This is a genomic window from Micromonospora sp. MGP-C2 (genome assembly GCF_057766525.1).
Window position 1 is genome coordinate 3,063,946 of record NZ_JBYMEN010000002.1, and the last position, 11,714, is coordinate 3,075,659.

Consider the following 11,714-nt stretch of genomic DNA (forward strand, 5'->3'; position numbering starts at 1 on the left):
GTCCAGGTGTCCGGCAGACACTCGGGGCGCGCACCGGGTGTGGGCCGCACTCAGCCCGACTCCCGTCTCAGCGACGGCCGCTCGGCGGCGCGGCCAACGGCAGCGGCAGCGTCGGTCGAACGTCCCGCCGCGACGGCCCGAAGCTGAGCCCCACCGGGTCGGTGAGCGCCACACCGGGATCGAACAGGCGCAGCTCGGTCCGGCCGAGCCGGATCACGTCGCCGTCGGAGAGCAGCTCGACCTCGCTGATCCGTCGGTCGTTGAGCCAGGTGCCGTTGGTGGAGCCCAGGTCCCGCAGGGACGGCCCCTCCGGGGTCAGCCACACCTCGGCGTGCCGACGACTCAGATGCGGGTCGGCGATGACCACGTGGCCGGTCGGCGCCCGACCGATCACCTGCGGCTCGCCCCGTAGTCGAAAGCTCGCGCCGCGCATCGGCCCACCCGCGACCGTCAACAGCGGCATCAGTTCCGGATGTTCCTCCATGGACAGTCAGCCCTCCACCCCACACCGTCACTCCGCGCGTCAGCCTGCCATCAGACGGTAATCGTCAATACCGACCGGCCGGTCAGCCTCTCGTCACCTCCCGGCCAGCTGCCGTTCGACGATTCGGGCGGACCGCACCGGCCATCGCTGCCCTGACCTGCACTGATCAACGATCGGTCGGGGTGGAGCGACTCCCGTCCCGCCGCCTCGGATCGGACACCTACCAGCGAGTAGTTCTCGGGTCTAGACTTCCGTCATGACGGCTGTGCATGTCCCGGGGACCCCGGTCATCGAGGAGGGCCAGCTGGTTTCGACCAGCCCGGCCACCGGCATCGAGGCCGGTCGCCTCCCGATCGCCACCGACGACGAGGTCCGACAGGCCGTCGACCGCGCCCGGGCCGCCGGCGAGTGGTGGGCCGGGCTCGGCTTCACCGGCCGCCGCGACCGGCTGCTGCGGTGGCGCGCGCTGCTCGCCAAGCGGATCGAGCAGTTGGCCGAGCTGGTGCACGTCGAGGGCGGCAAGCCGGTCGCCGACGCGATCGTCGAGATCGTCACCGCGATCGAGCACATCGACTGGGCCGCCCGCAACGCCGGCCGCGTGCTCGGCCCACGCCGGGTGCGGTCCCGGCTCATCCTCGCCGAGTTCTCCGGTCACCTCGAATACCAGCCGCACGGTGTGGTCGGCGTGATCGGGCCGTGGAACTATCCCGTCTTCACGCCGATCGGCTCCGCCGCGTACGCGCTGGCCGCCGGCAACGCCGTGGTGCTCAAGCCCAGCGAATACACGCCCGCCGTCGGCCAGTGGCTGGTGGACAGCTTCGCCGAGGTGGTGCCCGAGCACCCGGTGTTCACCGCCGTGCACGGGCTGGGCGACGTGGGTGCCGCTCTGTGCCGCTCCGGGGTCAACAAGGTGGCCTTCACCGGCTCCACCGCGACCGCCCGCAAGGTGATGGCCGCGTGCGCCGAGACGCTGACCCCGGTGCTGATCGAGGGCGGCGGCAAGGACGCCATGATCGTCGACAGCGACGCCGACCTGGACGCCGCCGCGGAGGCCTGTGTCTGGGGCGGCATGACCAACGCGGGCCAGACCTGCATCGGCATCGAGCGGGTCTACGCCGTCGACTCCGTCTTCGACGCCTTCGTCGACAAGGTGGTGGCCCGCGCCGGTCGACTGACCGTCGGGCCGGAGGGCACCGACATCGGCCCGATCACCATGCCCCGGCAGATCGACGTGATCCGCCGGCACATCGACGCCGCGATCGACTCCGGTGGGCGCGCCGTGCTCGGTGGCCCGAGCGCCGTGCAACCGCCGTACGTCCACCCGACCGTGCTCGTGGACGTGCCGGAGGAGTCGGCCGCCGTCCAGGAGGAGACCTTCGGCCCCACGTTGACCATCAGCCGGGTCCGCGACGCCGACGAGGCCGTCACCCGCGCCAACGCCCTGCCGTACGGCCTGGGCGGCTCGGTCTTCGGCCGACGGCGCGCGGTGGCCATCGCCCGGCGGCTGCGCTCCGGAATGGCCTCGGTCAACTCCACCCTGACCTTCGCCGGCATGTCCACCCTGCCGTTCGGCGGGGTGGGCGACTCCGGCTTCGGGCGGATCCACGGGGAGGACGGGCTGCGCGAGTTCGGTCGGGCCAAGGCGATCACCCGGCGTCGTGCCCGGTCGCTGCTGCCGTCGATGACCTTCGAACGGACGCCGACCGACGTGGCCCGGCTCGTCAAGGCGATCAAGGTGATGTACGGAAGGTGAGTGTCAGATAGTCGATCTTTCAGACGTATCGGGAGCTGGAGCCGCTCAGAACAGCGTCAGCTCGTCCTTCTCGATGCCCCGCAGCTTGTCGTAGTTCACGACCACACACCGGATGCCCCGGTCGGTGGCGAGCACCCGGGCCTGCGGCTTGATCTCCTGCGCCGCGAAGACCCCGACAACCGGGCTGAGCAGCGGGTCACGGTTCATCAACTCGAGGTACCGGGTCAACTGCTCCACCCCGTCGATGTCGCCACGACGCTTGACCTCGACGGCGACCGAACCGGAGTTGGCGTCCCGGCACAGCAGGTCGACGGGGCCGATCGCGGTCATGTACTCGCGGCGGACCAGCGTGAACCCCTCGCCCAACGCGCTGGGGTTGGCGGCCAGCAACTCCTGGAGGTGCGCCTCCACCCCGTCCTTGCGCAGGCCGGGATCGACACCCAGCTCGTACGAGGTGTCCTGGAAGATCTCCTCCAGGGTGATCCGCAACTCCTCGCCAGCCTTGTTGACCACCCGCCACACACCGGGGGCCTCCTCCAGCCGACATGGCGGGCTCATCCAGTTCAACGGCTTGTACGCCCGGTCGTCGGCATGAATCGACACCGACCCGTCCGCCTTCACCATCAGCAACCGGGTGGCCAGCGGCAGGTGAGCCGAGAGCCGTCCGACGTAGTCCACCGAGCACTTCGCAATGACCAACCGCACCCGACGAGGGTAGCTGAGCACCCCCCGGTCGCCAGCGAGCGGCACTGGCGCGTCGATGCCATGCTGAGACCGTGTTCGAAGTCCTCACCGGCACTGGCCTCGCCGCATCCGCGGGCCTGAACGCCTACATACCCCTGCTCATCCTCGGTCTCCTCGGCCGTTACACCGATCTGATCGACCTGCCCAGTGGCTGGACCTGGCTCGGCAACGGCTGGGTCATCCTCATCATGGCGGTGCTGCTCGCCGTCGAGATGGTGGCGGACAAGGTGCCCGTCGTCGACCACATCAACGACATGGTGCAGACCGTGGTCCGGCCCACCGCCGGCGGCCTGGCCTTCGGCGCCGGTTCCTCGTCGGAGACCGTGACGGTCAGCGACCCGGGGAGCTTCTTCTCGTCCCACCAGTGGGTGCCGGTCGTCACCGGCGTGCTGCTGGCACTGGGTGTGCACCTGCTCAAGTCCGCGGCACGACCCGTCATCAACGCGACCACCGCCGGGTTCGGCGCCCCGGTCGCCAGCACCGCCGAGGACGCCACCAGCGTGGTGGTCTCCCTGGTGGCGATCATCCTGCCGGTGTTGGTGCTGGCCTTCCTGCTGGGCCTGGTGGTCTTTATCTTCTGGTTCTTCCGGCGACGCTCCGAGCGCCGCCGGGAACGCGAGGCGGCCCGCGCCGCCGGCTTCCGCGTCTGACGCCTGATCGACGGGTCAGGGCAGGTCGTTGGCGCGGCGGATGACGGTGACCAGGTCGTCGATGATGCCGGTGAGGGCGAAGTCCTTCGGGGTGAAGACCCGGGCCACCCCGGCGGCCCGGAGCGTGTCCGCGTCGCCGGCGGGAATGATGCCGCCCACCACCACCGGCAGGTCCGCCCGGCCGGCGGCGCGCAGCCCGTCGAGCACCGCCGGCACGGCGGCCAGGTGCGACCCGGAGAGCACGGACAGCCCGACCAGGTCGACGTCCTCCTCGACGGCGGCGGCGACGATCTGCCCCGCCGTCAGCCGGATGCCCTGGTAGACGACCTCGAACCCGGCGTCGCGGGCGCGTACGGCGATCTGCTCGGCGCCGTTGGAGTGCCCGTCCAGGCCGGGTTTGCCCACCAGCAGCCGCAGCCGGCCGCTGCCCAGCTCGCGGGCGGTGGCGGCGACCCGCTCGCGGACGGCGGCCAGGCCGGGGTCGCCGCCGCTGCCGGTGGCGCCGGCCAGGCCGGTCGGTGCGCGATACTCGCCGAAGACCTGGCGCAGCGCGCCGGACCACTCGCCGGTGGTCACCCCGGCGCGCACGCACTCCAGGGTGGCCGGCATCAGGTTCGTGGTGGTCGCGGCGTCCGCGCGGAGCCGGGCGAGGGCCGCGTCGACGGCGGCCGTGTCCCGATCGGCCCGCCACCGGCGTACGCCCTCGGTGGCGGCCGCCTCGACCGCGGGGTCGACCTGCTCGACGGCTTCCGCGCCGGCGGCAGTCAGCGGGGAGGATTCGGTTTCGGTGTACCGGTTGACCCCGACCACCACGTCGGCACCGGACTCCATCCGCCTGCGGCGTTCGGCCAGCGACCCGACCAGCGCGCTCTTGAGGTAGCCGGTCTCCACAGCGGCGACCACGCCGCCCAGCTCCAGCACCTTGTCCAGCTCGACCCGCGCCCCGGTGACGATCTCGTCGACCAGCGCGGTCATCACGTGCGAGCCGGCGAAGAGGTCGGGATATTCGAGCAGATCCGACTCGTACGCCAGGACCTGCTGCATCCGCAACGACCACTGCTGGTCCCAGGGGCGGGGCAGGCCGAGCGCCTCGTTCCAGGCGGGCAGCTGCACCGCGCGGGCGCGGGCGTCGCGGGACATCGTCACGCCGAGCATCTCCAGCACGATGCGCTGGATGTTGTTCTCCGGCTGCGCCTCGGTGAGGCCCAGCGAGTTGACCTGCACCCCGTAGCGGAACCGGCGTTGTCTGGCCTCGGTGACCCCGTACCGGTCCCGGGTGATCTCGTCCCAGAGCACGCCGAAGGCGCGCATCTTGGCGATCTCCTCGACGAAACGCACCCCGGCGTTGACGAAGAACGAGATCCGCTGGACCACGTCGCCCATCCGCTCGGCCGGCACCTGGCCGGAGTCACGGACCGCGTCGAGGACGGCGACCGCGGTGGCCAGCGCGAAGCCGACCTCCTGCACGGGCGTGGCTCCGGCCTCCTGGAGGTGGTACGAGCAGATGTTGACCGGGTTCCACCGGGGCATCTCCCGCAGCGTGTACGCCACCACGTCGGCGGTGAGCCGCAGGGACGCCGCTGGCGGGAAGATGTACGTGCCCCGGGACAGGTACTCCTTGATGATGTCGTTCTGGGTGGTGCCCGAGCAGCGGGCCAGCTCGGCACCCTGCTCCGTCGCCACGGTGCCGTAGAGAGCGAGCAGCCACATCGCCGGCGCGTTGATGGTCATCGAGGTGTTCGTGTCGGCGAGCGGGATGCCGTCGAAGAGCGCCCGCATGTCGCCGAGGTGCGCCACCGGCACGCCCACCCGGCCGACCTCGCCGGAGGCCAGATCGTGGTCCGGGTCGTACCCGGTCTGGGTGGGCAGGTCGAAGGCGACCGAGAGGCCGGTCTGGCCCTTCGCCAGGTTGCGTCGGAAGAGGGCGTTGCTCGCGGTCGCCGACGAGTGGCCGGCGTAGGTACGCATCACCCACGGGCGGTCCCGCTCGGGCAGCCGTCCCGGAAATGCCGTCTCGTCCATGGCCGGAGTTTAAGTTACCGACCAGTAAAAGGGGCTGTGGAAAACCACACAGGTCCATGTCGGGGACATCCGGGTGCGAAGCACCCGCAGTGGCGCGCACCGCCACACCCCGGGCACCGGGCCAGCAGGGTCAGGACGCACACTGGACGGCATGGATGACGAGCTGGCCATCTCCGTCCGAGGGCTGCGCAAGGCGTACGGCGACAACGTGGCGGTGGCGGGCGTGGACCTCGACGTGCGACGCGGTGAGGTGTTCGCGTTGCTCGGCCCGAACGGTGCCGGCAAGACCACCACGGTGGAGATCCTGGAGGGCTACCGGCACCGGGATGCCGGCGAGGTCTTCGTGCTCGGCGCGGACCCGGCCCACCCGGACGCCGACTGGCGCTCCCGTGTCGGCATCGTGCTCCAGGGCACCGGCGAGTTCGACGAGCTGACCGTGGCCGAGGTGATCCGGCACTTCTCCGGCTTCTACCCCGCCGCCGACGACCCGGACAAGGTGATCGAGCGGGTCGGGTTGGGCGCCAAGGCGAAGGCCCGTACGCACACTCTCTCCGGCGGGCAGAAGCGCCGCCTGGACGTCGCGCTGGGCATCATCGGTCGCCCCGAACTGCTCTTCCTCGACGAGCCGACCACCGGCTTCGACCCGGAGGCCCGCCGGGAGTTCTGGGAGCTGATCCGCGACCTCGCCGCGGCCGGCACCACCATCGTGCTGACCACGCACTACCTGGACGAGGCGGAGGCGCTCGCCGACCGGGTCGGTGTGATCGCCGGTGGCCGGCTGGTCGAGGTGGCCGCCCCGAACCGGCTGGGCAATCGGCAGGAGGCCCTCGCGACGGTCTCCTGGCGTACCCCGGAAGGGACGCTGGAGAGCGCGCAGAGCGCGACGCCGACGGCCCTCGTGGCGGACCTGGCCGCGCGCTACGGCGGCGAGGTTCCCGGCCTCACGGTGACCCGGCCGACCCTGGAGGACGTCTACCTCACGATGATCGGACACGCGCGATGACCACCACGACACGGCCGGCGACGCCGGCCACCGCGACCCGCAGCCGTCGGACCGGTGCCGGCGCGCTCGCGCTGCGCCAGGGCCGGCTGGAGATCACCCAGTTCCTGCGCAGCCGGGAGTCCGTGGTCTTCACGATGGGCTTCCCGATCATCATGATCCTGATCTTCGCGTCGATCTTCAGCGGGGAGATCGGTGGCGGGGTGAAGTTCACCCAGTACTTCATCACCGGCATGATCGCGACCGGCCTGATGACGGTGAGCTTCCAGAACCTGGGCATCTGGATCCCGGTCGAGCGGGACCGGGGTGTGCTCAAGCGCTACCGGGGCACGCCGATGCCGAAGTGGGTCTGGTTCGCCGGCAAGGTGCTCATGGTGGTGGTGATCGGCGTCGCCGAGACGGCCCTGCTGCTGGCCTTCGCCGTCGCGCTGTTCGACCTCGACCTGCCCGGCACCGCCGGGAAGTGGTTGACCTTCGGCTGGGTCGCCGGGCTCGGGGTGACCGCCTGCACCCTGTGCGGCATCGCCATCTCGTCGCTGGCCCGCACCGCCCGCAGCGGGTCCGCCGTGGTCACCCCGGTCTCCCTGGTGCTCCAGTTCATCTCCGGGGTGTTCTTCGTCTTCACCGACCTGCCCACCTGGATGCAGCAGGTGGCGGCGCTGTTCCCGCTCAAGTGGATGTGCCAGGGGCTGCGGTCGGTGTTCCTGCCGGAGAGCTTCGGCGCCCAGGAGCCCGGCGGCTCGTTCGAGCTGGGCCGGGTCGCGCTGGTGCTGGCCCTGTGGTGCGTCATCGGCGTGGTGCTCTGCCTGACCACCTTCCGCTGGACCACCAAGCGCGACGGCTGACGCGGAGAAGGGGGCGGACGCTGTGCGTCCGCCCCCTTTCCATGTCCCGCTCAGTACGTGTAGAAGCCCTTGCCGGTCTTGCGGCCCAGGTCGCCCGCGGTGACCATGCGCTGGAGCAGCTCCGGCGGGAAGAACTTCTCGTCGGCCGTGTCGGTGTAGATGTTCTTCGAGGCGTGCAGCAGCACGTCCACACCGGTCAGGTCGGTGGTGGCCAGCGGACCCATCGCGTGCCCGAAGCCGAGGCGGCAGGCCGTGTCCAGGTCCTCGGCGGACACCACGCCGGATTCCACCAGCTTGACCGCCTCCATCACCAGGGCGGAGATCAGCCGGGTCGTGACGAAGCCGGCGATGTCCCGGTTGACCACCACCACCGTCTTGCCGATCTCCTCGGCGAAGGCTCGTGCGGTGTCCAGCGCGGCGTCGCTGGTCTTGTAACCGCGTACCAGCTCGCAGAGCTGCATCATCGGCACCGGGGAGAAGAAGTGGGTGCCGACGACCGACTCGGGTCGCTCGGTCACCGCCGCGATCTGGGTGACCGGGATGGCCGAGGTGTTGGTGGCGAGCACAGCGTCGGCCTTGCAGATCTTGTCCAGGGCACGGAACACCTCGTGCTTGATCTCCAGCCGCTCGAAGACCGCCTCGACCACGATGTCCGCGTCCGCCGCCGCCTCCAGGTCGGTGGTCGGGGTGATCCGGGCCAGCGTCGCCTCGACCTCGGACGCCTCGATCTTGCCCTTCTCGGCGAACTTCTCCAGCGACTTCCGGATGCCGCCCAGCCCCCGGGTGGTGGCCGCGTCGTCCAGGTCGCGCAACGTCACCTGCCAGCCGGCCTGCGCCGCCACCTGAGCGATGCCGGAGCCCATCAGCCCGGCCCCGACGACCGCGAGTCGACCCGCCATCTACTTCTCCCTCGCTGCGATTGAGTGCCTGCAAACACCCTAGTCGGCGAGCCTGAACGATGGCTAAGGGGCGTCCGGGAGATGCCTCCCGGCAAGGAGGCGGTCCGGCGGCGTTGCCCGGGCCTGACGTACGGCCTCCCGGCGGGTCAGATCTCCAGCGACGGTTCCTCCGGTGCGGTGCCCCGCTCGATCGCCACCCCGAGTGCGCGCAGGTCGGCCACGAAGTCCGGGTACCCCCGGTCGACGTGGTGCACGTGGGAGACCTCGGTGACACCCTGCGCGCAGAGCCCGGCGATGATCAGCCCCGCTCCGGCGCGGATGTCGGTGGCCCGCACCGGCGCACCGGAGAGCCGACCCCGCCCACGGACGACCGCGTGATGCCCATCGGTCTTGATGTCCGCACCGAGCCGCATCATCTCGTTGGCGAACATGAACCGGCCGTCGAAGATGTTCTCGGTGATCAGAGAGGCGCCGTCGCTGACCGCGGCCAGCCCGATCGCCATCGGCAGCAGGTCGGTGGCGAAGCCGGGGTACGGCAGCGTCACCACGTCCACCGCCCGGGGCCGCTCGTCCATCCGTACGCGGAAGCCGTCCCCCCTGGTTTCCACCAGGCCACCGGCCGCCACCACCTTGTCCAGCGCGACCTCCAGGTACGCGGGGTCCAGCCCCGTCACCGTCACGTCTCCCCGGGTCATCGCCGCGCCGAACGCCCAGGTGCCGGCGACGATCCGGTCCCCCACCGTGGCGTGGCGCACCGGGCGCAGACCGGGGACCCCGGTGATCCGCAACGTGGACGTGCCCGCGCCGACGATCCGCGCGCCCATCTCGTTGAGCATCGTGCAGATGTCGACGATCTCCGGCTCGCGGGCCGCGTTGTCGATCATCGTGGTGCCCTGGGCGAGCACCGCCGCCATCACCAGGTTCTCGGTCGCCCCGACGCTGGGGAAGTCCAACACGATGTCCGCGCCGCGCAGCCCGTGCGGGGCGGAGGCGATGACGAACCCGTGCTCACCGGAGATCTCCGCGCCCATCCGGGTCAGCCCGGAGATGTGCATGTCCAGCCCCCGTGATCCGATGGCGTCGCCGCCGGGGTGGGCCACCCGCACGTACCCCCGGCGGGCCAGCAGCGGGCCGAGTACACAGATCGACGCGCGCAACCGCCGGACCAGGTCGTAGTCGGCCTCGGCGCCTGGCTGCTCGGGCACGTCGATGGTCACCGAGCGGGACCGGGCCACCCCACCGCGGGCGACCATCGGGTCAACCGGGTCGTCCGCGTCGAACCGGACGTCGCAACCCAGCCGGCGCAGCACCTCCCCCATGATCGCGATGTCGGTGATCCGCGGGACGTTCGTGATCACGCTGCGGCCCGGCGCGAGCAGCGCGGCGGCCATCAGCTTCAGCGCCGAGTTCTTGGCACCGACCACGTGCACGGTGCCGGCCAGGCGGGCGTCACCGTGGACCCGGATGACGTCGACGTCGTTGACCGCCGTGTCGCCCGCGTCGCCGGGGCCCACCACCACAGGCCAACTGGCGGAGCTGTCCGGCCGCGCCGGGATCGTCAGGTCGGGAATCCGTAGGCTGTGCGTCATGGCCGTCCACCTCACGCGCATCTACACCAAGGCCGGCGATGCCGGCATGACCAGGCTGAGCAACAACGAGCAGGTGCCGAAGACCGATCCACGCATCGCCGCGTACGCGGATGTCGACGAGTGCAACGCGGCGATCGGCGTCGCGATCGCCATGGGCGAGCTCGACGAGGTGCTGCGGGGAGTGCTGGGGTCGGTGCAGAACGACCTGTTCGACGTCGGCGCCGACCTGTCCACCCCGGTCGAGCCGGAGCCGAAGTACCCGCCGCTGCGGGTGACCGAGGAGTACGTCGAGCGCCTGGAAGGCTGGTGCGACGAGTACAACGCACGCCTGAGCAAGCTCGACTCCTTCATCCTCCCCGGCGGCACCGCAGGCGCGGCGCTGCTGCATGTGGCGCGAACCATCGCCCGGCGTGCCGAACGGGCGGCGTGGGCGCTGGTGGCCCACGATCCGGACCGAACCAGCACGCTCCCGGCAAAGTATCTCAACCGGCTCTCCGATCTGCTCTTTATCCTGTCAAGAACGGCAAATCCGGCGGGAGACGTGCTATGGGTGCCAGGCGGCAAGCGCTGACCAGAGGGCTCTGCACCACGTCGGGCAGTGACTTCCCGATCTGACCGCCCCCACGCCTACGTGAACCGAGTGGGCGACGTGATCGACTCGGTTAAAGAAAAGCGGGGCACCCAGACCAGCAGGACACCCGACATCAAGAAAACCGAGTCGATCACCCGAACAAGCGACGCAAAAGGCGAAACCCAGCCTCACCGGTAACGGCAGGTGACAAAAACCGCGCCAGAACGACGCAGGGTGCCCACGAAGGGTTTCCGGGGAGCCCGCCCGGCGCAGGGATCAAGCCTGACCGCCCGGAGCCGGGCGGGCTCCCCGGAAACCCCAACGGCGACCAGAGACGGCTCAGGCAGCCGGCCAGTCCTGGGAGGCCAGACGCGGCGAGACCGCCCCCGGAGGGGCGGCCTCGAGCCAGGACAGGAAACCGGTCACTGTCGATCGCGCCATGGCGATCTCCACCGGTGCGTGGTGACTGGTACAGCGGAGGATCACCCAGTCGGCCGGCATGGAGAGCCGTTCCTGACCTTCGGGCAATCGGCGGCGCTCCACCGCCAACCCTTTGCGCGACAGCACCCGCTTGGGGCGGATCGCGAAGCTGAACATCCGGTACCAACGAAGCTCGTCATCGGCGAACCGACCGAAGCCGGGCGACCAGCCGCGGCCGTCGAGCATGGTGGAGACCCGGACGCTGAGCCGGATGATGCCACCGCTGCGGGTGACCAGAGCTCGCCGGACGAAGAGAATGAAAAGCGCGCCGAGGATGACGACTACGCCGATCCCGAACCCTTCGACGATCTCCATCCCCGGTGTGACTCAGCGGCTCGGTGCGGAAACCGGGGTTGCGCTCTCGGCCAGCACGGTGACACCGTCGGCGCTCACCGAGAGGAAGCCGCCGGCCACCTCGTAGGTGACCTGCTCACCACCGGCGAGCTTGATGCGCACCTGGCCGGGCTCGGCGAGCTGGCCGAGCAGCGGCGCGTGCCCCGGCAGAACACCCAGCTCGCCCTCGGTCGTGCGAGCGACGACCATCTCGGCGTCACCCGACCAGACCTTCTCCTCGACGGCGACGAGCTCGACGTGAAGCTGCTGTGCCACGCTGTCTCCTTGCTGCGGCTACGGATTGCCGAAAGTCTAGCCTGACGCCGGCGCGCGCCCCACGCGGG

12 protein-coding genes are annotated in these 11,714 nt (G+C 70.6%); 5 read left to right on the plus strand and 7 right to left on the minus strand.

From position 1 onward, the window contains the following. Window positions 1–67: 67 nt before the first annotated feature. The gene (locus tag AC3CF1_RS13705) at window positions 68–484 is read right to left on the minus strand and encodes an FHA domain-containing protein (protein ID WP_088949895.1); all 417 of its coding nucleotides are present in this window, start codon (window positions 482–484) and stop codon (window positions 68–70) included. A 256-nt stretch (window positions 485–740) separates the two neighbouring features. On the opposite strand from AC3CF1_RS13705, the gene AC3CF1_RS13710 reads away from it, so the two are divergent. Further along, a complete protein-coding gene (locus tag AC3CF1_RS13710) occupies window positions 741–2,237 on the plus strand; it encodes an aldehyde dehydrogenase family protein (RefSeq protein ID WP_354982319.1) in 1,497 nt (498 codons plus the stop codon). A gap of 45 nt (window positions 2,238–2,282) precedes the next feature. Here AC3CF1_RS13710 and nucS read toward each other — a convergent pair whose 3' ends face one another. Further along, on the minus strand, window positions 2,283–2,942 hold the full coding sequence (nucS, locus tag AC3CF1_RS13715) for an endonuclease NucS (RefSeq protein WP_088951983.1): 660 nt from the start codon (window positions 2,940–2,942) through the stop codon (window positions 2,283–2,285). 71 nt (window positions 2,943–3,013) lie between these two features. On the opposite strand from nucS, the gene AC3CF1_RS13720 reads away from it, so the two are divergent. Beyond that, window positions 3,014–3,631, plus strand: a complete 618-nt coding sequence (locus AC3CF1_RS13720; RefSeq protein WP_354982320.1) for a DUF4126 domain-containing protein — start codon at window positions 3,014–3,016, stop codon at window positions 3,629–3,631. A gap of 15 nt (window positions 3,632–3,646) precedes the next feature. Here AC3CF1_RS13720 and AC3CF1_RS13725 read toward each other — a convergent pair whose 3' ends face one another. Continuing rightward, window positions 3,647–5,653, minus strand: coding sequence for a protein meaA (locus tag AC3CF1_RS13725; RefSeq protein ID WP_488450601.1), 2,007 nt, complete (start codon window positions 5,651–5,653; stop codon window positions 3,647–3,649). 151 nt (window positions 5,654–5,804) lie between these two features. Here AC3CF1_RS13725 and AC3CF1_RS13730 point away from each other — a divergent pair, with 151 nt between their 5' ends. Together AC3CF1_RS13730 and AC3CF1_RS13735 are read left to right on the plus strand one after the other, a co-directional pair. Then, window positions 5,805–6,656: an ABC transporter ATP-binding protein gene (locus AC3CF1_RS13730; protein WP_488450602.1), complete on the plus strand. Its 852-nt coding sequence runs from the start codon at window positions 5,805–5,807 to the stop codon at window positions 6,654–6,656. Further along, window positions 6,653–7,498 carry an ABC transporter permease gene (locus AC3CF1_RS13735; protein ID WP_488450603.1) on the plus strand — a complete coding sequence of 282 codons (846 nt, stop codon included), beginning with the start codon at window positions 6,653–6,655 and terminating at the stop codon, window positions 7,496–7,498. The genes AC3CF1_RS13730 and AC3CF1_RS13735 overlap by 4 nt, the downstream gene beginning before the upstream one ends. Before the next feature lie 50 nt (window positions 7,499–7,548). Here the strand turns inward: AC3CF1_RS13735 and AC3CF1_RS13740 are convergent, their stop codons facing one another. After that, window positions 7,549–8,397, minus strand: coding sequence for a 3-hydroxyacyl-CoA dehydrogenase family protein (locus AC3CF1_RS13740; RefSeq protein WP_088949905.1), 849 nt, complete (start codon window positions 8,395–8,397; stop codon window positions 7,549–7,551). 146 nt (window positions 8,398–8,543) lie between these two features. Further along, entirely contained in the window at window positions 8,544–9,986 is a 1,443-nt protein-coding gene (murA, locus tag AC3CF1_RS13745; RefSeq protein ID WP_088949906.1) for a UDP-N-acetylglucosamine 1-carboxyvinyltransferase, read from the minus strand. Here murA and AC3CF1_RS13750 point away from each other — a divergent pair. Then, the gene (locus tag AC3CF1_RS13750) at window positions 9,985–10,557 is read left to right on the plus strand and encodes a cob(I)yrinic acid a,c-diamide adenosyltransferase (protein ID WP_088949907.1); all 573 of its coding nucleotides are present in this window, start codon (window positions 9,985–9,987) and stop codon (window positions 10,555–10,557) included. The genes murA and AC3CF1_RS13750 overlap by 2 nt on opposite strands. A 339-nt stretch (window positions 10,558–10,896) precedes the next feature. On the opposite strand, the gene AC3CF1_RS13755 is transcribed toward AC3CF1_RS13750, so the two are convergent. Both AC3CF1_RS13755 and AC3CF1_RS13760 read right to left on the minus strand, forming a co-directional pair. Continuing rightward, window positions 10,897–11,352, minus strand: a complete 456-nt coding sequence (locus tag AC3CF1_RS13755) for a DUF2550 domain-containing protein (RefSeq protein WP_088949908.1) — start codon at window positions 11,350–11,352, stop codon at window positions 10,897–10,899. A gap of 12 nt (window positions 11,353–11,364) precedes the next feature. Further along, on the minus strand, window positions 11,365–11,646 hold the full coding sequence (locus AC3CF1_RS13760) for a F0F1 ATP synthase subunit epsilon (protein WP_099848180.1): 282 nt from the start codon (window positions 11,644–11,646) through the stop codon (window positions 11,365–11,367). Window positions 11,647–11,714: the final 68 nt, after the last annotated feature.